Raw genomic sequence first — 21,510 nt, forward strand, 5'->3', positions numbered from 1 at the left:
AAGAAAATGGAACAACGGGCAAGAAAGAATTTATGAAAGCCACATTAGATTAGGCTTTTATGCTTCAAATAATAATCGCCATAACAATGTTAATTTCTGATTTTCGTATATTTTGGTATATTTAAAAATGAAATACCAACATAAAACGCTCACAAACACCAAGGTATTGATCAAGTTGATACCTGAAACAGATGTAGAAACGAATATGCTCATTAATTTGGATATGGTAAATCATGATCATGAATTTACCCTTCACCATTATTATCAGCAAGGATTGAGCAGGTATAATGTATCTGCTGTCTTACTTAAGCTTGATTTTTCTGAATTTCCGACATTAGGTTTATGCTCGTTTGAGGTTGTTATAGGATTAGGTTAACTGTGTACTCAATTTCCGATATATGACTTCACCTAGTTCTCCAGATATAAAAACAGCTGAGGAGATAGAAAACCTTATTTTAGCAGAGACTGATTTTAGCAAACAATTAGATATCTATACATCAAATTATAGTCTAGTCAAAAATTTGGGGAGACTGACCACAAAGGGGCCGAAAGATATTAAGTTCTTTTGTCAATGTAATACCTGTTCAAATGAGGGTAGCTATGAAGAAAAGTTGGTAATCTATAACATGTATTTCCTTCCTGAATTACGGAAAGTTATTGATAAGATTAAAGGTTTTAGTGATTACAAGGACAAGTTGAGATTTTATGATGTCTATTTCGATATTAATGGTACTCAGGTGTTTGAAGGACTAAATGTCACACTTTCAGTGAGGCCTACTAATTCAAGTGAGAACAAAGTATATAATGAATTTCAATATGACCGTTTCTTGGAAAGGTATTTTCAGAGCTCATCAGTTTCAATGAACAATTATTATCAGCGGGATTTTAAGTCATTAAGAAAGCTGTTCAATGCTAAAAAACTAAATGCGACTTATCCAGAACAGGCTGCAAGCAAAGAGATTGCTCTTCTTAACGAATATTTCGAACAGCACAGGGACGAAAAAACAAGGGATCTTTATCAGCAATTAAACGATGGTGCGACGCTTGATTTTAGTCATGAGGAATGGCAATTTCAGCAGTATTTGGTCATTATCGAAGCAAATGAAGGAATGAAGTTTCTTCGATACTTAGAGAACCTTAAGCAAGCCGCTACAAGTTACACTCAGGCATTTCATGAAGTAGTCCAGCAATCAGACGAGGCTTATGAAAGTTATAGCGTGGTTACGTGGAACCTTATTAACCGTTGCATTCAAGAAATGAAGGACAAATTATATGTATTGTCCAATGATGATAGCCGGGTAGCCTACTTAAAAACCACGCTTTTAAGTTTTAAGATCCCCGGATTTGAAGACTATTTCAAAGAAGTGGAAGATTTTCTGGGGAATGACATCAAGGTGAATCAAGGATTTGAAGCTACTAGGAACGTAATGAGCATTACAGCTGATGAAAAGAATACGCCTCTCTATGAAGGTGTGGCAAGCGTAATCAAAGGTCGAGATTGTATCGTACTGGAGATTTCTGAACATGTAGCAGATGTATATCCGCATATTGATTTTTTCAAACTTATGGAGGTTGTCGATTACCGGACCAGAGGTACGTTTTGGATTGGTTCACCTAGGCTTGCCAATAAAAATACAACAGGATTTTTGCATCAATTTCCTGATGCTGAAAAATTATATAATAGTGGGGTGGAGAAAATTGAAAAGGGTGTTTATGAGCGCAATGCTCTCGATGATCTTCGCCTGAGCTTAGAACTACTTCTAAAAGCTATTTTGGGCAACGCTAAATCATTGGAAAATCAACGTGCTGCTATCACTGAGCTTTTTAAAAATAAGCAGGTATCTCCACAGCTAGCCAATATGTTTTGGACCCTGATCGAACAGTACAGTAAATACCAAAATGAAAACGTAAAGCACAATGATAAGATTCAGGTAAAAGAAATCAATTTCGTCCTTGATCTAACAAATAGTTTCATGAAGCATTTGGTCCAAATTATCTAGATTAAACTGGTGTCAAAAAGATAATCTGTTATTGTGGGGTTTTAAAATGCCGAATTATTATTAATGAACTTTGTACTTCAAACGCAATTAAAGAATGGAAGACGAATACTTATCGCTAGGTGTAGGTAAATTTGAAACAGAATGGCTAAGAAATACCATTGGGCCGCAGGATCACTCTATATTATTTAAAGATAGTGACAAAACCGATATACCATATTACTTTCTCGATGATGATGCAAATGTCGATAGTAAGTTAGGACAAGGATACAGTACGGCATTAAAAGATTTACGTGAACGACTTGATTTGCTGGGTTACTCTTTCGATAAGCTTCCTACCTTACTTATGGATTACTTTTCTGGATTCCCAAGTGCCCCCCTTATTTCTAGTATAGATACACAAATCTTTATTGATTTACTTTCGGATATCAATGTCAATGATATCGATTGGACAGAACATGAGGGCGATGCTGATCCTGGTGAATTTTTTACCCGCAGAATACTTTCCCTACCACAATTTGGAAGGCTTCGAGCCTATTTAGATGATTTCAAAGGTGTTGAGCCATATGTATACGAGCAGATAGATCCCTATATTATTTTAGCTGCAATTGCCAAAAACCCTCAAAATAATACTTTGACGGTGGAATGGCGTCACAAAGGCAATCTAGCACATGGCTTGGATACTTACCAAAAATACTTGATCGTAACCGAGGGATATACAGATGGTCGCGTGATAAAAATGGCTATGGAAATATTAAAGCCAAACGTTACTGATTTTTTCGATTATATCGATATGAATGAAAATTATCCATTCGGAGGGGCAGGCAGCCTATCTAATTTTTTTAAAGGTTTAACTAAAATTGGCACAAACAGGAAGATTATTTTCATTTTTGATAATGATGCCGAAGGAAATGCAAATTTGCAGAAGCTCATAAACATTTTACATCCTGTAAATTTTAAAAAATTCGCGCTACCTGACATGCATGAATTTAACAATTTCGAGACAGTTGGCCCTACTGGTACTTCAATTCAGAATGTCAACAAAAGAGCGGTTGCTATAGAAATGTTTCTTGATATGACCTACAATGTGCCAACTACTCCCATTGTAAGGTGGTCAAGCTTCGAAAAAACTGTACAGCAATATCAGGGAGCACTTGAAAATAAGACAAAATATTACGATGAGTTTATGGCACTAACTCCAAGTAATTTTAGTAACTACAACTTTTCCCTGTTAGAAAAGCTACTTAATTACATTATAGCAAAAATTGTTGTTTAATAAAAATCATTTGATTTATTTTAATCATATCATATAGCGCATTAAAAACGCGATAAATGATATTGATCACTCTTTATATTTATTTAGAAGAACCTAAGCTAATGTACTCCGAATTCAAATTTTATCTCAACTTACTACCTTGCAGGCTACGTCAGGGAGAAAATAATTAGCAATGAGTCTACAGATTATGTACTCGATTTCTTTGATATAGATTCCCAAACAGAGCAATATCTGAAACAATCAAAAACTACCTTGCTCCACGGTTTTATTCATCAAGAATTTTCTGAAAGTGTTGAATACTCTGACAGAAAGATGGCATCAGACTCGTTGGATGAATGGAAAAACTACCTAGACAGTTATAAAATTAGTTATCCCACATATAGTGAGTTCCTTATTTCTAAGGGTTACGAAGATGAAGCGGATGATGATGAACCTTATTATGTTAACCAATATTCCGAAAAATTAAGTGAAATTGTTATTGAAGAAGCTTCTGAGCATGTGGTCAATGAAACATTTTCGATATTATTTAGAGACAGAAAGTTATTAATGGAATTTAATAAATTACTGGCTGATCAGATAATTGAACTTAAGCAGGCTGATTACCCTGTTTTGCTAGCTAAGGATGGTATCATAAAGCGATGCACATACTGGCCAGATTGGGTTAAGCGAGCACTAATTTTTCGCGATCAAGGATCATGCGCAATTTGCTTGAGTGATATTTCCGGACTTATAAAAGTCGAGTTTGAAAAAGCAATTGATCATATTGTACCACTTAAATTGGGAGGAACTAATGATATAACAAACCTGCAGTTGTTGTGCAGAAGGTGTAATCTGGAAAAACTGGATCATACAATTAAGACATCAGATTATTATTCGGGATACTTTTAAATGAGCAAGCGGAAGTTGGGCAGTGGCCCTACTTTCTATCCCCATGCGTTGCAAATGGGGTTTAGGGTATCCTCCGGGGATACCCATGTTGCTTAACGATATAAGGGATGTCGTTTTTAGTATACTTGCCAGTATACAATATCTTTTTTTCGAAAAAGCTCAATAATGTGCTGGCCAATTAATAAGCCATAGACCTAGTCAAACATACTATCTATAGTTTTGCCAAACAGCCAATCGACCAATTGTAGTATTTTTAGTAAATTTAACGTATGGCATCACAGTACTTTAAAACACGGAAGTCTTTCGATTTCAAAGCACACGCTTATGCATTGGGCAATATTATGGGCGTCCGTCCCGAATATGAGGATAACCATTTTCTATTGAAGTTATATAGCCTTGACGAATCTTTATATGGAGACTATTATAGCTATCACCTAGACTATTATCTGTTAAAAAGAGGTGACAATAAGGAGAAAGATTTCTTTACCCATATTTGGTATATTGTATCTGATAGAATCGCTTATTTTCAGGGACGTGATCCCTTTTCCTTGAAACATGCCTTTTACCTATCCAATATCGACAAGCTGAAAGCCTTCCAATCATTTCTTTCCCCCAAAGATCAGTGGAACATCCGACCTAACAATGTCCTGTTAAAAGAAAAAGACGAACTGATTGCCAAGCTCCAAAAGGAAAACAAGCTGCTATCTAACTTTAGGGTTACCCGAAAGATAGAAATCTACGATGACCATTTTACTACAGTAATAGACCTTCTACAGCAGATGCAGACCTTGAAATTACCCAATGGAGCACCTCTATTGAGACGGGATCAACAAAGCCCGTACTATAAAATACTATCCAATTATTTCAGTAATAACAAAAAAGAAATCTCGCTCGATACAGCACGAAACTATTTTGTTGACAAAGCTCCTGAGGATGCTCAGAAAGGCGTAGAGATTCCAGAAAACCGAAAACTGTTTCGTATCATCCCCCTCGAATATAAAGATTAAGATCTCATTTAATAATTGAACATGACCATGACGACTATTTGGTCATCTAAAAAGTATTTCCAAGCCCGAACTTTGTTCCATCGGAGGTGAAAAGATCACTTTCTTAATAAATAAAATCGGATCAATATGGAAGTAGACATCGTAACAAAACAGGATTTAAAATCATTTAAAAGCGAAATTCTTGAAGAGATGAGAGCAATCCTCCAAGAGAGGGGTAGCCAAATGAATAGTACTGACCGCAGTTGGCTACGCAGTGCAGATGTTCGGAAAATGCTCCGTATATCTGCTGGAACTCTTCAAAATCTTCGAATTAACGGAACACTATCTTATCGTAAGATCGGAGGAACAATGTATTACCATAGTCAAGACATCCACAATATGATGGAAGGGAGAAGAGGTAATGGATAAACATATACCTATACCCAAACATGCATTCAGTTCCTTTTTTGAACGTGTCGGTGAGGATGATAGACTCTTACCCTCACATGTCGGATTGATCATGGCATTGTTCTACTATCATAACAGTCAAAAACCAGTAGAATTCTTTCATGCCAGTCGAAGACAAATGATGCGGTTCTCTCGTATTCGTTCTATTGCTACCTACCACAAGTGTCTTTCAGAACTGGTAAGCTATGGTTATGTGGAATATATTCCATCATGGCATCCCATTAAAGCCAGTAAGTTCAGGTTTATCAAAATTACAGATAGGGAGAATGATGGCTAGAGTCGATGAAAACATTAAATCAGTACGTTTCTCGACAGAAATTGATGAACGACTGGCTATACTTTCACGTAAACTCGGACGTACCAAACGGATGCTTGTGATACAGATGGTCGACTATTTCTATAAAAGTAAAAAGGATCCTGCAGACCTCAATGACGAAGTGCTAAAAAAAGAATTATCAAGTGGAGTAAACCGTATACTGTCCTTTATCCGAAAACAGGAAGGCGATCTTTTGGTCCCGATTTATTCTATGTCGAGTGAACTTATTACAATGACTAAACTACTGGGATCCATCAGCAAAGTTATAGCAGAAGGTCAGCTCAAAGGCAATGCAGTTAACAATGAAAATCTGGAACAGATCAAAATGATAGATAATCAGCTGAAACAACTAATGAACAAAGTCGGAGAGAAGGACATCCTGAAATCCAATTTTAGAAAGATACTAGAGCATTATATCACTCAACGAGAAACCTTGGTCTGGTCGGTATCGGCAGCGAAGAAGGAAGAACTTGCTAAACAGGTACGTAATGCTTTAGATAAGTTATAGTAAAGAATATATGCATATCAATATCACCACATCAGAAACTGGGGACAATAAAGGAAGCTGCGGAGCGCTTGTCGCTTATTTAGAGAAGGAGAACAAGGATAAGAAACGGCTGGAGGATCATGAGAATTGGTTTAACGGTAAGAGTGCTTTTATCAAACCCCATGAAGTACGGATTGGAATCGATAATAATATAGCTAAATTGGGGAAAGAAGACAGTAAGTTTTTTCTGATTAATATAAACCCTAGTCAGAAGGAACTAGACTTCCTGATATCTCAATTTGGAGAGGAGGGAGTGAAGGATAAGCTTAAGGAATTTGCCATTAAAGTCATGGACGAATATGCTAAAAACTTTAAGCGGGATACTATCCGCAATCATAAAGATCTGCTTTGGTATGGCAAACTGGAAAACTACCGTTATTATGGCTATAATGATAAAGAAGTGAAGAACGGAATCAGAGAACGTGGTGTTCGTAAGGAAGGGCAGCAGTTACATCTACAGATCATTGTCAGCCGCAAAGATATCACCAACAAGATCAAACTTAGCCCGCAGAATACATCGCGAGGAAAGAACAGTACACATTCCGAAAAATTGGGACAATTTGATCGTACGGCTTTCAAACAGTCGGGAGAATCGTTATTTGATGAGATGTTTGGCTTTAAACGCGGACTGAAAGAACGGATGAATTATGCCAATATAATGAAGAATGGAACGATAGAACAGAAAGCACAGTTACAGGTTTTGAACAATGTTTTGGAAGCATATCCACAACAGAAGAATAATCAAATAATAGATAACATTATAACCAACATTCCTGCGGGACAACAATTCGATATAGATGGTATGTTGTCCTCTATTTTTAAAGAAGGATGGGAGATTTTCGACATGTTTCTCGAGCCGCTAGGGGGCATCTCTGGAGGTCAAGATAATATAGAGGAGAATGAGAATAAAAAAATGCGAAAGAAGAGAGGGAATCAAGTAAAAAGATAGTTTTACTCCCTTTGGCACACCTGCTAGCCTTCCTTCGTCAGTAAGCAGGTAAGCCTCGGTCGGGATTGCAAGAGGTATTTTGCTAAAGCGTATACCACTTGCGAAGTATTAAGAAGGAGGTGCTATTAATTCAATCAGAAGAGTTACCCATCTTCACCACTATGGTAAAGTTACCTACGGATCCGAAAAGTTCAAGGGTGTATGAACACTGCCCTACGCCAAGGCTATCGCAGTGTGCCCTTGACCCAATTTCGTATCCTTGCTCAATAGTAGCCTAAGCGATGAAAACGGACTGGTACGTACAGATCTCGATAAAAAAATAAAGTACAGTTGAAGAATTAATAATGATTCAATATGCTAGCTAGAAAACCAGATTTCTATTAAATTCCTTAGAAATACTACATTATTCGAAATACCAAACAGTAGTTTCCAAGAAGGAATAAGTCTTTATACTGAACTCAATGAAATCTATCAGATTCTAAAACAACACGAAATTCTATATACCCAACAGTTAATAAGCATTCTGAATTCCCCTTCAAAACATCGAATTCATGCTTTGGCCTTACTTCAACCAGATTTATACGATACACTAACTATCAAAGAAAAGATGGCTTACTTAAACATTAGCAATTTTAAATACTATTATCGCGCCTTATCCTATCATTTACGTGTATAAGAAATATGCTAATAGCATAATTTTCTAAGTAACCGGTTGTAGAAATTTGGAAATAACAAACAACTACAACTTATGAAAAAATACAAAATGAAATTCGCCTTATTTAAGATTAAGGTCAGCCCCTCTTTATTCAATAAGACTGGTTGACCCAATATTAAGAAAAGCTTTAAGAAATATATGAGCATAAAATCTGATGCTCTTAATTAAATATTTAAACATGAAAAACTTAAAATCAAATCTAATAGCAGGGATAACGGTTATCGCTCTATTATTCGGTGTATTCGTAGCGGTTAAGGCTATGCAAGATGAAACAAAAAACAAAGAGATTAAAAAAACAGTTTCAGAAACATGGTATTTTAATGGATCAGTTGATAACGATCCTACCAATCCACAAAATTACTCACGTACACCTCAAAACCCAGGACAATGTACAAGTCCTTTTGAGACTATTTGTGAAATCACAGCTCCAGCGAATGGTGATGAGCCCGATATGTCTGAAGTAGTTGGTGCAAAAACAATTGAGCAGCATATTAATGATGCTCTAAGCCAATTACCTGCAGCTACTCCACCTAGTAACCCTGTAGTTAGCGCATATAAACCATTATAAAGTAAAGGGGAAGTTAAAACTTCCCCTTTATAATTTAACGCGGGTTTTGTTCATACCCACCAATATCTATAGCTTCAATTGGAATTAAAAAAGTATACCTCTTATCATTGGGTTCTAACACATATGTTTTATTTTCATTTGGAAATTGCACTTTTTTAGTTAATTCAATTGCAAATATAGATTGCCTGTTGAGTCTACGTAAATCATACCATCTAAGTCCTCTAAAAACCAATTCTTTTCTTCTCTCTTTGAATACATCCTCTAGTAGCTGGTTGTTATCTAAATAAGTTTTTTCTGCAAAATACCCTGACTTAAACCGATGATGCAACAACTTATTTAAAAACAAAGCACCAGTTGTTACATCATTTTTGCGAGCAAGACATTCCGCCTTAATTAAATACATTTCATCAATAGCCAGCCCATAAAATGCAGACGTCTTTACACCATGATAAAACCCTTTAAATTTCATCCCTAGATTATTTGGCTCATAGAAAATTAGTTTTCGCAAATCATTTTCTTCATACATGTCATAAAGTATAGGATTAATAACTGTGCTTGCGTGGGTGATTAAATAAGATACTGTATTTGATTCCGCAAAGTTCAACAGTTCTATATTATTATTTAAGTTAATCGGTATTGCATCATTAGTTTTTAGCGTATTATAATCCAATAAATCACTTTTTATAATGAAAATTTCATCAACGCAATTTTCGGCCATTTCATAATTTTCAATAAATAAATGAATTCTTGCTAATGCTGCAAGAGCTACTAGCTTTGATGATCTTGTTTTGTATTCTGCAATATTCGGAAGTAGATCAACGGCATTAGTTATATCTTCCAAAATTTGTTGATATGTTTCTTTTAGAGATGATCTTTTAGCTTTAAATTCTGCCGAAGAATCATACCGTAATACAAGTCCTAAATCATTATTTTCTTTCGAAATACTATAGGGTTCACAATAAATTTGTGCTAAATTAAAATACATCCAACCTCTAAGAAATAAAGCCTCACCACGCAATTGATCACGTGTTTTTTGATTTCCACCCTGAATTCTATCCAAACTTTCAAGAATTACATTGGCTATACTTATACTATTATATCCAGCACGCCATGTACCACCCTCAATGCCCCTATCTTCCCATAAGTATGCATCTTTCATATATGGTAGTAAATAGGATAAACCAGTATAATCTAAAATAAAATCATCACTAGCCAACTCACCATGACCAGCAAAGGAAGAAATTATTGGAGGTTCATAATCTAAAAGTGCTCTAAGATTCTCTAAAGAGTTGGGGTGAGACATTACATTAGTAGGTTTGGCATCTAAAAACTTCTCACAACTGCATAGGTTCACTATACAAAATAATAACATTATGCACTTTAAAGTATTTATTAAATAATTCATAATTACAATTTAAAATTAACGCCTAAAGAATAACGAGTCGCCCAAGGCATACCATAGAAATCCGTATCTATGTTTTCTTTATTCTGTGTCCATAATAATCCTACATTATTAACTTTTATAAAAAAAGTCCCATCTAGCAATTTCTTATCATTTTTAATTTTAAAGGAATAATCAACACTTACATCTTTAAATCGAAATAAATCTCCTTTTATAATGTTTGGTGCTGCTGCAGCATAAAAACGATCACGATTAGCATTTCCAGGATGAGTCATAGATGGTACAGTAGTTAGTAATTCATCCCCAGGATTTTTCCACCTCATTGTATAATCTCCATGAGTTGCCCATGAATTGTATAGATTGTTATATCGAATAGTAGACTTTTGGAAAAAATGACCAAACTTAAAAGCGAAAAGCATAGAAACACTTAAATTCTTCCAACGAAATGATTGAATAATTGATCCATAATACGGAGGCAAACCTGAACCATGATAATGTAAATTTTGGATGGAATCAGCTAATAATAGATTATATGATTTACTTATTTCATTATTTAAATAACCTTGAGGATCTCCATTTAAAGGATCCAGTCCAGCATATCTAAAGGAGTATACAGGATATAAATTTTTATTTAACACAGGATTCAAAGACCTACCTGTATTCTCTGCATAATTTGATCCTCTAAAGTTGGTGCCATAGAACTCATCTACAATGGATTGATTAAAAGAAAAAATCAACTTGCTAGATGATTTTACATTTCCCAAATCATACTGCGTAGATATTTTTAAATCGAAGCCCTTTCCAAGTACTGTTGCAACGTTTCTTGTAATCGAATTAAAGCCACTTGTAATATCTAATTGATCGTCTGATAATAAATCGGTAGATTTTTTAAAATAATAGTCTAAAGTAATATTAACCTTATCATTCAAAACACCTAAATCAATACCTAAATTCGTCGTCTGTACATTTTCCCACTTTAAATCTGGATTAGAGAGAGCTGATAACATAGCTCGAGGCAACCTAGTTAACGAGACTGATGAAGGATTTGTATACATAATCAAGGGTAACGTATTAGCTTCACCGCCTGAATTTCCACTATGTCCGTGAGTAGCACGAAGTTTAAGTAAATTAATCCAATTATGATTTGAAAGAAATGATTCCTTATGTAATGACCACCCTACTCCAAAAGACCACAAGGCATTCCATTTGTCATTTGTCTGAACACCAAATAAATTGGATGCATCATTACGTGCAGAAGCATTGAAGTTATATTTACCTTTATAGCTATATCCAGCATTAAAGTACATGGATACAAAACGTCTTGTTGAACTACTAAAGTTTAATTTACTGGCATTAGGTATCAAGCTATTTCCGGCTAAGCCATCGTAGATAGGATAAGAGTTAATGGGATCAACAGTTTGGTAAGTCAATAAGTCCTCATCTAAACCATATACCCAATACCCATCGCGATAGTTTTGTTTATTGGACATTTCATAACCTAATAATAGACTTAGATCATGCTTATCATTCCATACGTTTTGATAATTACTTTGAGCACGGAAATTATAAGATTTCATTTGACTATAATCTGAATTCTTAATACTACCTAATGGTACAATATATTTAATCCCATCTTGCGTAACTTGAGAAAAGCGGTTAATAAGATTTCTTGAATAATACGAGTCTTGTGCGTGGATTAAACTATTAGAAGAAGGGCTGTTTTCGTAATTATAAATGAGTTGAAATGCTAATTTTTCTATAGGCCTATATCCGAGTTGAACTTGAGTCTGTAAATAATTTTGTTCATTAATATAATTAGATTTACCTAAATCTTCAATTGGTATATAGCGCCAATCTAATAAATTTTGATTGTCTATATTTTCGACGTATTGTAGATTATATCCATTAGGAATGGAAAGATGATTACCATTACCATCTATAAACTCAGCATAAGGATATAAATTTGTTTTTCCCCCACCAACAACATACGCATTACTCATTGCATTAGTAAAACTACCACCTCTATTATTAGCATAAGATATTGTACCCTCTAATCTTATTTTTGAACCTAAATCCATACTAGTCGTATTTCGAAGTGTAAGTTTTTGATTCTTTTCTCCTATACTGTTTCCTTTTTCCTTATCAAAACCAATTGACATCCTGGATTGTAATAATTTATTACCCCCCTTTATACTAAAGTAAGATTGATCAAGTGTTGGATATTGGTAAAAGTGGTCTAATAACTGTGTTCTATAATCAATAGATCTGTATCTATCGATCTCCTTATCTAATGCATCCTTTTCGATTAAACCACGTTGATGTTGATATAGTAATTCCACGACAGGTGAAAATACTGTGGTGTTTTTAGTTCTAAAATTGCCATTATATGCTGCTTTGTAGTGTCCTTTCTCAAACAAAAACTTCTCAACATCGATAAAGTCTGAGCTTGTCATAATTGGGTTATAATACAGGTCTATCTTATCTGCTAATGAAAAGTTTTTATTCATTTCAATACTTAAACTTTCTGATGCCTGTGCCTTCTTTGTTGTAATTACTAAAACACCATTTCCTGCTCGTGCTCCCCAAATAGAACTAGCTGCTGCATCTTTTAACAAGGTCACGGAGGCGATATCATTTGGATTTATATCATTAATATCACCAGAATATGGAAAATTGTCTAAAATGATAAGAACATCCATCATCGCATTGCTCAATGTGTTGATGCCTCTTATATTTATCTCGCTACCTCCTCTTCTATTATCAAATTGTAATCCAGAGGCATGGCCATCTAACTTTTCTAATACTGATTTACCTATACGCAACCCGAGTTGTTTCTCGTCAATCACTTCAAAGCTACCTGTAATTCTTTCCTTAGGTATTTCTTGATAACCTGTAGAGATTTTAACTTCTTCAATTTCTTGAAATTCTTCTTCTAAGGTGATAAGAATTTTATCAGAATTTGTGTAACTTTTTTCGATTTTCTTAAAACCAAGTTTATAAATCACCAAATTCACTGGATATGAATCCGAATTAATCAAAAACTCCCCCTCTTTATTCGATAAAACTTGAATTGATTTTCCTATATCCGATATTGTTGTTCCTTCAATACCTAATCCAGATCTATTTATAATCTTACCTTTTAAGGTAATTTGTGCTTTTACATTTAAACTAAACAATAGTATAAAAGATATTAAATAATAATATTTTCTCATTTTCCGTCAATAAAAGGTGGTTGATAATTATGATCTAGATAATTTCGAAAGGTGATGGTTTGTAGGTAGCCAAAACTGTTAATCCAAAAGTAGGTAGGGTAACCAACATGCGTAAATAAGGAATCTAAATAAGTATCCTCTATTATGCTGATCAAATTTTTTAAACCTAGATTTTGAAATCGGTTACTATTGTACAAAGTTTCAATTCTAGAATAATTATCCTTAGTTTTCTTAGAATTGACCATCAATACAAGTATTTCATCAGGATACATGTTTCGATATATTTGTATTTCCTTCTGATGCAATAGACAACGAGTACACCCCGTCATCCAAAAATCGAGTACTATAATTTTTCCTTTATGTTCTTCTAAAGATTTACGAACGGTATCGCCATTGATATAAAATAAGTGCTCCGTTCTCCAAAAGTCATTTGGGACTTTTTGGCCAAGCGAAATAGCATTACCTTCAGTTTGCCCCTCTACTTGATGTATAAGGAAGAAGCCAAAAAACACCATCATTGCCCCTACATTAGAGAACTGCAATGACGTTTTTACTGATTTCGAAAAATATATGATAAAATCAATTAATTGACTAAATACAGTAGTATCATCATCAATGTTTAATTTTTGCTCGTTGTCATCAGATGCATATTTCAATCGCAATTGATGCTGATATATTTGTGATGCCAGGTATGATGTATATCCCTCTAGATCCTCTGAACTGAGATCTTCATTTAACTGCTGATTCTCTGCGTCCTTAAATTTTAGTAGTTGTGTTGATTTAAAGAAAGGAATGCAATCTGAAAAAGGCAAACCTCATCCTCCTCGATAAAAAATCTTCATTTTTCAAGTGTATTATAATTGACTTAGATCTCTACAATGTATTAGAAAGGATACCATACTCCTCTATGCATTGAAAGCCGGAGACTTCAGTCTAATTCAGTTAATTATTGATGATCGGAATGCGCCTTAATGCGTAGATCTAGAATAATATATTGGTTAGAAAATGGGGCATTCATCGATTAGAAAAAATAGATATAATCCGAAACTACTCCGGAGCACAGATAATGTTTTTGTACAATTGTTTTTTAATGTTTTTCATAACTCGCAATTTATTTTGGCGAGTCTCGTCGAAAGAAAGGAACCGTAGCAAGGCCCTATGCTATCATCATGCAGGCTTCCGAGGGCCGTAGGACCGACAAACAATAGGGCCCATAACGCTACAGTGTGCATCAAAAATACACAAAATATCATTATGGGCATTGAAAACCTATTGCCTCGTCCTGAACAAAACTCGGAATTTGCACGAGAGACTCTTGTATTCAACACCTATAATCAAACATTCATCTGATTATCAATACTCAAATTTATAAATATTAATTAATAAAAAGAAACTATTTGCGGAATAATAATTGATTTTGAATATTTATTTGTGGTTATGAATGCATACAATGCCAAAATAACCATTAAAAATATCAAAAATTATTTTGAAAAAAGTGGACTTACTATCGAAGTATTTGCTAATGTGTTAGATGTTTCAAAAAGATGGCTGGAATATATTTTAGCTGAAGAAAAGAATTATGAGTTTATTGCAAACACAGTACAAAAAGCATGTGATTTTTTTGTCGTTGATTTTGGAAAATTTACTACTGAACTACAAACTGTTCCAAAAGATCTTCGCGAACTTTTAAAAATAAAACATTCTAGGAACAGTGAATATAGTAAAATACTATCTGATACACCTTCTGTACCTTTTATTATTAATGAAATTTTGATTAATGATCTTGAATTTATTAATAGTACAGAATTAGAATTGAGATTTGTAAAAAAAATCATATGGAAATATTACTCAGAAGTGAAACTGTCAAATTTGTCAGCTGACCTCCAGAAATCAGATTTAATTGAACATTGGATACATCCAACGAAAAAAAAGAAAACAAATCTATACAAGAAGAAATGATTAATAGCTATTAATTTGAAAGGTCTCAACTAACTATACATTTTCTTAACGAAGAGGTATAATACCTATTTAAAATCGTCTTTATTAATATTGAACTTTTCCTCGGATGTGGTTGAATGCATTAATATATTTATAACTGTCAATATCATTGGGACTAATGATTCTATAAAAGTAAATACTCTATGTAGACTAGACTTGCAAATAATTAAGTAAGATCTTAAACCGTCCCAACCGGGGAGGTTGGAACGGTTTAACTAAGCAATTATTAATCTAAAATATGTGTATCAAAGATGAGAACATTAATTCTTTGTTGTAAAACCTTTAACTATCCTTAAGACATTGCCCTCACTTAGAGGTGAATTATAACATCTTGACTAATAATCTTATACATATAAATCGCTTTTTCTATCAAATCTACATGTTTTAAGAATTAATAATTCTATGGCTGACATTTTCCCAAAGCTTGTTGAAGAGTGGACATATCACTTGCAATCCGAGTATCTAAAAGCTTTGCATAATGTTGTGTTGTTTTTAAATCAGTATGCCCGAGCATTTTTGATACAGTTTCGATTGGTACATTATTGGATAAAGTTATTGTCGTAGCAAAAGTATGTCTAGACATGTGAAAAGTAAGCTCTTTGTGGATGCCGCATATGTCCGCAATTTCTTTGAGATAACTGTTCATTTTTTGATTACTAAGTACAGGCAGGACAATGTTTTTTGCAAGGCATAGCGGAAAATCTTTATAATGTGCTATTATCGAAAGAGCTTTGTCTAGTAAAGGGATATGAGAAGAAGTCTCTGTTTTTTCTCTGCTGGTGAGTATCCACAATTTTCCATCAACACCTCGAGCAATATCATTGGGAGTCAGCTTCTTTACATCAGCATAGGATAGACCCGTATAGCAGCAAAACACAAAAATATCACGGACGTGAGCAAGTCTGGGTATGGTGAAGCTTTTTTGTTCGATACGCAATAACTCATCAGCAGTCAAAAAGGACTTTACTTTTGGTTTAGCTTTGTTTTGATAGTGTGCAAAAGGATCTTCTATAATCCATTTATGTGCTATACATATCTTAACAATCTTACGTAAATGCTTGATATACTTGGCAGCAGAAATAGCCGTACAATTTAAAAATGAACGCAAGTAAAATTCGTAGGCCGTTACAAAAGCATGATCAATCTTCCTTACCTCTATATCCTTTGAAGCGTAATTACTTTTAATATAACTCTCGATATGGGAAATGGAGGTTTTGTATCCCTTGAGGGTATTAGGTTTGAAGCCCTTACCTAAGAGTACAGCCATTTGCTCGTTATGCTCTAAAAATACATTCAGTAGTGTTTTTCGTTGGATATGTTTTCCGAGAAATCTAAGCTTTAGAGACTCTGCTGTAATCTCGTCACCATCTTTAGTCAACTGCAAATGGATCTCATTAATTTTGTACTCAAGTGCGTCCAGATAACTATTCAAAGTTCTGGCATCCTCTTTTGTACCTTTGGCTCGGTTTCCTCTGGAGTTCCATTTGACAGGATCGCATTGTTTTCCTGTAGATACTTCCTTGGGGACACCATCCACGGTGATGCGCATGTAGATCGGTTTGGGACCCAAGGCGTAGTTTTTTGGTTTCTTCAGGTAGAAAAGCAGGGAATAATTTTTACTCATGATTTAATCATTTAAGTGAAACAAAGTTAGCCTTGCAGTAAAATGAAATCAAGATGTTCAACTATTAAATGTGTTACAAATCAATATGTTAAGCCTGTTTCAGTGAGTAGATGATTTTCAAAAAATGACTCACCGAATGACTCACTTTTTTATTGGGAATAATTGAAAGTTTTGTAAATACTGAAAAACAAAAAAGCTTGCAATCATTTGATTTGCAAGCTTTTGTATGTTTTGATCTGAAGATCTGTAGCCCGTAGGGGAATCGAACCCCTGTTTCCAGAATGAAAATCTGGCGTCCTAACCCCTAGACGAACGGGCCTTATCGGATTTGATGATGCAAATATAAGGGCATAATTTGCATCATCAAAATATTTTCAAGCAGTTTTTTCTAATTTGCTGATTTTGAAATTAATATTTTTATATCAAATCAAAACCAATGTCAGTACGGAAGTATTTTCCTTGATAAAAGATACGACCGGCATCTGCTGTAGCCTGTTGAAGCGCAGTAAAAAGATCGTCTTGAAGTGTTGTTACGGCTATAACGCGTCCTCCAGCTGTTACGACTTCACCATTTACTTCTTTTGTGCCAGCATGAAAAACAATAGATTCTTTTACATTTTCAATGTTGGATATTACTTTTCCAGATTCGTAATCACCAGGATATCCTCCTGACACCAACATTACTGTGACAGCTGTTTTTGAACTTACCGTATACGAGCGATTAGCTAAATCACCTTTCGCTACACCTTCTAATAGATCGACTAAATCAGATTCAATTCGAGGTAATACAGACTCTGTCTCAGGGTCGCCCATGCGTACATTGTATTCAATGACAAAAGGCTCACCATCTACATTCATTAATCCAATAAAAATGAAGCCTTTATAAGGGATATTATCTTTTTTCAAACCTTCTACAGTGGGTTTGATGATACGGTCTTCTACTTTCGTTAAAAAATCTTGGTTGGCAAATGGTACCGGAGAGATAGACCCCATACCACCTGTATTAAGGCCGGTGTCACCTTCACCTATTCTTTTGTAATCTTTTGCTGAAGGTAATACTTTATAAGATTCTCCATCTGTCAGTACAAATACGGATAGCTCAATACCTTTTAGGAATTCTTCAATAACAACAACACTACTTGCAGCGCCAAATTTAGCATCAGCAATCATTGCTGTTAATTCAGATTTTGCATCATCTAATGTTTCGCAAATTAAAACTCCTTTTCCTGCTGCTAAACCATCTGCTTTTAGCACGATTGGGAGTTTTTGAGTCTCTAAATAAGCTAAACCTTCTTCTAAGTTTGATTGGTTGAAAGATTTGTATGCTGCGGTTGGAATATTATGCCTAGACATAAATTCTTTAGAAAAATCTTTTGAACCTTCTAGTTGAGCTCCCAATTGTTGTGGGCCTATTACCGCGATATGTTTAATGTCTTCTCTTCCTAAGAAATAATCGTGAATTCCTTTTACTAATGGCTCTTCTGGACCGACTAGAATGATTTCAATGTTATTTGATAATGCAAAAGCTGCGATTCCTTCGAAGTCGGTGACTTTTAAGTTTACGTTTTTTCCATATTGTTCTGTCCCAGCGTTTCCAGGAGCGATATAAAGATTAGTTAGTTTAGGGCTTTGTGCTATTTTGTAAGCAAAGGCAGATTCACGACCGCCTGATCCAACGATTAAGATGTTCATACTACAAATATACAATCTCCCACGGTATTCTTAAATTTTAACCTTCATATTAGATCAATTCTCGGAAAAATAAATATCTTTAGTGGACTTATTATCAGTAAAATATGAAGCAAGGCTTACTTTCTGCGATTTTTCTATTTATTATATCGTATGCTCATGGTCAGGATATCCAGCAGTTTTTGGAAAAACTGGAGGGGTACCAGATTAATAATCCCCAAGAGAAAGTCTATTTGCATACCGATAAGCCTTCATATTCTGCAGGAGAGCCTATTTTTTTTAAGTCTTATACCACAATAGGTGTTAAAAATCTATTTTCAAGTCTTAGTGGTGTTTTATATGCTGAGTTGATCTCGCCTTCAAATGATATCGTGCAGCGAGTTACTATATCTACACCTATGGGGGCGGGTATAGGAGATTTTACCCTCTCAGATACAATTACGGAAGGTGTTTATCGAATTAGGGCTTACACAAATTGGATGAAGAATGCTGGTTCAGAATACTTCTTCGAAAAGAGAGTCCCTGTCTTTAATGGTCGAACAGATAATGTATTGACACAAACGACGACTGAAGTAGGAGAGTCCGATGTGATATATAAAATTAACTTAAATAGTATAAGTGGCTTGCCGATAGCTAAAAAACGTATTCAATATGCTATATCAGAAGGAGATAAGGTGGTTGAGAGGAAATCTAAATCATCTACGGATTTAGGCTTAGTTGAGATTTCCGTGTCAAATAAATATAGAAATCCCATTTTAAAATTGCGGTTTGAGAATGTGGATAAAAGTATGGTTAACAAAATTGTAAAGACAATAGATCCCAAGCTTATTCCGGTGACAAAATTATTCCCAGAGGGTGGTAAGCTTGTTTATGGAAGGATTAATAATATTGCCGCAAAAAGTATCAATAGTCAAGGTTTGGGTGTCGGTTCTAAGATTTTACTTAAACAAGGAAATGACTCGCTTGGTGTTATAAACACGAATGAGTTGGGAATGGGGGCAATTTCAGTATTTTTGAACAGCAATGCACCTATCGAGGCTCTAGCTACTTATTCAGATGGAAGTAGTGTTCGTGTTGAAGCTCCAGAGGTATATGAGAGTGGTTTTTCATTATTAGTGAATAATCTAAATGAAAATAAAGTTTTCGCCCAATTGAGTATAAGTTCTAATCAAATAAATAATGCTGATGTATATTTTATTGTTCATCATTTGGGAGAGGTTTTGTTCGTTTCGCGAGCAAAGGCGAATAAGGAAGAGCTTGTTTTTTCAGTAGACAAACAAAAATTGCCTTCAGGCGTGCTTACGCTTAGTATACTGAATAGTCAGTTTCAACCTCTTATTGAAAGACCTATATTTCACTATGCCAAGCGTGATTTATTGATAAATAAGATTGCTCTTAATAAGGATGTTTATAAAGTTAGAGAAAAGGTCAATGTTAGTATGGAGGTTGGAGAAGTTTCAGATTCTCTCCGGTATGGAGCTTTTTCGGCATCTGTTATCGACTTGAGTAAAGTTAACACCTCGTATACAGATGAAGCACATATTCTTTCATCTTTATTGTTGAATAATGATCTGCGCGGATACATTGAGAAACCAAACTTTTACTTTCAAGAAGATGGAGGCTTAAAAAATACCGACATGGATTACCTGATGCTAACGCAAGGTTGGAGTAATGTTGATTGGTCAAAATTAGATTTGGATATCAAACATAAGTATATGCCAGAGAAATTATTAAAATTATCTGGATATACGAAAAAAATTGGAAGGAGTAAGCCAGAGCCAAATGCTAAATTGCAATTGATTTCTACACAAAACTATTTGGACTTTATTGATACGACCTCGAATGAAGAGGGCTATTTCGAATTTAATAATATGATGTTTCCAGATAGTGTGAAATTTATTATTACGGCAAAAGATGGGCAGAAGGGAAAGAATAATATTGATATAGTCATGGATGAAGATTTAGGATATCCCATAGAGGATCGTACAGCTGTATCAGATAAGTGGTGGGATATTAATAGGAAGTATTTAGAAAATTTAAAATCCTCTAAGGAGTATTTTGCTGAATTAGAACGCGTCGGTCTAAAAGAAAAGGCTATATTGATAGAAGAAGTTTTGGTTACTGCTAGACAAACGCGCAAAGCCTCAGAGCATTCTAGTAATTTGAATGGATCGGGCAATGCTGATCAAATCATTACAGAAGAGGATTTATCAACCTGTACTACATTGGAAATGTGTTTGTCCGGACGTTTGGTCGGTGTTTATTTTCAGGGCGGGGTGCCGTACAATACGCGAGGAAATCAACCCATGCAGGTGGTCTTAGATGGTATGTATATAGAAGGTGATAATTTGTCAATGATAAATATTCTTGATATAGAAAGTGTAGAGGTGTTGCGAAATTCAAATTACACGACGGTATACGGTTCAAATGGAGCTAATGGCTTAATAATTCTAACCTCTAAGAGAGGTACGTCTGCAATGAGGAACTATGTCCCTAAAGGGATCTTAACTGTACGGCCGCAGGGTTTTCATACTATAAAGAGTTTTTATAAGCCAGCTTATGATGTCTCAGAGAATATTATGTTTAATTCTGATTTAAGATCTACCATCCATTGGGAGCCGTCTATTGTTTCTGATGCTGAAGGAAAATCATCTTTTCATTTCTTTACATCAGATGCTAAGGGAAGGTATTTGTTGTTATTGGAGGGCTTAGATCTGAATGGTAGATTACTTCACAGGCATTTCGAGTTTATAGTAGACTGATATATCGATTTTATTTCTCAGTTGAACAGCTACTTACGCGATATTCAAAAAATAAACTCTAATAAAGCTTGGAAGTAGTTACAATTCTTTTCTATCTTTGCACCACTCCGCAA

General features: G+C 34.8%; 16 protein-coding genes and 1 tRNA gene. 11 read left to right on the top strand and 6 right to left on the bottom strand.

Going from position 1 to position 21,510, the window contains the following annotated elements:
* The first annotated feature begins 127 nt into the window (after window positions 1-127).
* The 9 genes from IPZ78_RS10965 (at window position 128) to IPZ78_RS11005 (ending at window position 8,710) form a co-directional block, all read left to right on the top strand.
* Window positions 128-376, top strand: a complete 249-nt coding sequence (locus tag IPZ78_RS10965) for a hypothetical protein (protein WP_225553618.1) — start codon at window positions 128-130, stop codon at window positions 374-376.
* A 22-nt stretch (window positions 377-398) separates the two neighbouring features.
* Complete coding sequence (locus tag IPZ78_RS10970; RefSeq protein ID WP_225553620.1) at window positions 399-2,000, top strand: hypothetical protein; 1,602 nt, start codon at window positions 399-401, stop codon at window positions 1,998-2,000.
* A 94-nt stretch (window positions 2,001-2,094) separates the two neighbouring features.
* Window positions 2,095-3,273, top strand: a complete 1,179-nt coding sequence (locus IPZ78_RS10975; protein ID WP_225553622.1) for a HEPN/Toprim-associated domain-containing protein — start codon at window positions 2,095-2,097, stop codon at window positions 3,271-3,273.
* A gap of 312 nt (window positions 3,274-3,585) precedes the next feature.
* Complete coding sequence (locus IPZ78_RS10980) at window positions 3,586-4,161, top strand: HNH endonuclease (RefSeq protein WP_225553623.1); 576 nt, start codon at window positions 3,586-3,588, stop codon at window positions 4,159-4,161.
* Between the two features lie 269 nt (window positions 4,162-4,430).
* The gene (locus IPZ78_RS10985) at window positions 4,431-5,168 is read left to right on the top strand and encodes a hypothetical protein (protein WP_225553625.1); all 738 of its coding nucleotides are present in this window, start codon (window positions 4,431-4,433) and stop codon (window positions 5,166-5,168) included.
* A gap of 126 nt (window positions 5,169-5,294) precedes the next feature.
* Complete coding sequence (locus tag IPZ78_RS10990) at window positions 5,295-5,576, top strand: helix-turn-helix domain-containing protein (protein ID WP_225553626.1); 282 nt, start codon at window positions 5,295-5,297, stop codon at window positions 5,574-5,576.
* A gap of 230 nt (window positions 5,577-5,806) precedes the next feature.
* Window positions 5,807-6,439 (top strand): BfmA/BtgA family mobilization protein, encoded by a 633-nt coding sequence (locus IPZ78_RS10995; protein WP_225553628.1) that lies wholly within the window; start codon window positions 5,807-5,809, stop codon window positions 6,437-6,439.
* A gap of 10 nt (window positions 6,440-6,449) precedes the next feature.
* Window positions 6,450-7,427 carry a DUF5712 family protein gene (locus IPZ78_RS11000; protein ID WP_225553630.1) on the top strand — a complete coding sequence of 326 codons (978 nt, stop codon included), beginning with the start codon at window positions 6,450-6,452 and terminating at the stop codon, window positions 7,425-7,427.
* Between the two features lie 893 nt (window positions 7,428-8,320).
* The gene (locus IPZ78_RS11005; protein WP_225553632.1) at window positions 8,321-8,710 is read left to right on the top strand and encodes a hypothetical protein; all 390 of its coding nucleotides are present in this window, start codon (window positions 8,321-8,323) and stop codon (window positions 8,708-8,710) included.
* 34 nt (window positions 8,711-8,744) lie between these two features.
* Here the strand turns inward: IPZ78_RS11005 and IPZ78_RS11010 are convergent, their stop codons facing one another.
* The 3 genes from IPZ78_RS11010 to IPZ78_RS11020 are packed head-to-tail and all read right to left on the bottom strand — an operon-like array spanning window position 8,745 to window position 14,136.
* Window positions 8,745-10,082 carry a RagB/SusD family nutrient uptake outer membrane protein gene (locus tag IPZ78_RS11010; protein WP_225553633.1) on the bottom strand — a complete coding sequence of 446 codons (1,338 nt, stop codon included), beginning with the start codon at window positions 10,080-10,082 and terminating at the stop codon, window positions 8,745-8,747.
* A 35-nt stretch (window positions 10,083-10,117) separates the two neighbouring features.
* On the bottom strand, window positions 10,118-13,324 hold the full coding sequence (locus IPZ78_RS11015; RefSeq protein WP_225553635.1) for a SusC/RagA family TonB-linked outer membrane protein: 3,207 nt from the start codon (window positions 13,322-13,324) through the stop codon (window positions 10,118-10,120).
* On the bottom strand, window positions 13,321-14,136 hold the full coding sequence (locus IPZ78_RS11020; RefSeq protein ID WP_225553636.1) for a TlpA family protein disulfide reductase: 816 nt from the start codon (window positions 14,134-14,136) through the stop codon (window positions 13,321-13,323). The genes IPZ78_RS11015 and IPZ78_RS11020 overlap by 4 nt, the downstream gene beginning before the upstream one ends.
* Window positions 14,137-14,761: 625 nt before the next feature.
* On the opposite strand from IPZ78_RS11020, the gene IPZ78_RS11025 reads away from it, so the two are divergent.
* Complete coding sequence (locus tag IPZ78_RS11025) at window positions 14,762-15,283, top strand: hypothetical protein (RefSeq protein ID WP_225553639.1); 522 nt, start codon at window positions 14,762-14,764, stop codon at window positions 15,281-15,283.
* 439 nt (window positions 15,284-15,722) lie between these two features.
* Here IPZ78_RS11025 and IPZ78_RS11030 read toward each other — a convergent pair whose 3' ends face one another.
* The 3 genes from IPZ78_RS11030 to purD form a co-directional block, all read right to left on the bottom strand.
* Complete coding sequence (locus IPZ78_RS11030; RefSeq protein WP_225553641.1) at window positions 15,723-16,946, bottom strand: site-specific integrase; 1,224 nt, start codon at window positions 16,944-16,946, stop codon at window positions 15,723-15,725.
* Between the two features lie 247 nt (window positions 16,947-17,193).
* A tRNA-Glu gene (locus tag IPZ78_RS11035) sits at window positions 17,194-17,265 on the bottom strand.
* Between the two features lie 98 nt (window positions 17,266-17,363).
* A complete protein-coding gene (purD, locus tag IPZ78_RS11040) occupies window positions 17,364-18,638 on the bottom strand; it encodes a phosphoribosylamine--glycine ligase (RefSeq protein ID WP_225553643.1) in 1,275 nt (424 codons plus the stop codon).
* A gap of 104 nt (window positions 18,639-18,742) precedes the next feature.
* Between purD and IPZ78_RS11045 the strand changes: the two genes are divergently transcribed.
* Window positions 18,743-21,397 carry a TonB-dependent receptor plug domain-containing protein gene (locus tag IPZ78_RS11045; protein WP_225553645.1) on the top strand — a complete coding sequence of 885 codons (2,655 nt, stop codon included), beginning with the start codon at window positions 18,743-18,745 and terminating at the stop codon, window positions 21,395-21,397.
* The last annotated feature ends 113 nt before the right edge of the window (window positions 21,398-21,510 follow it).

This window comes from Sphingobacterium bovistauri, from assembly GCF_020295405.1.
GTDB lineage: Bacteria > Bacteroidota > Bacteroidia > Sphingobacteriales > Sphingobacteriaceae > Sphingobacterium > Sphingobacterium bovistauri.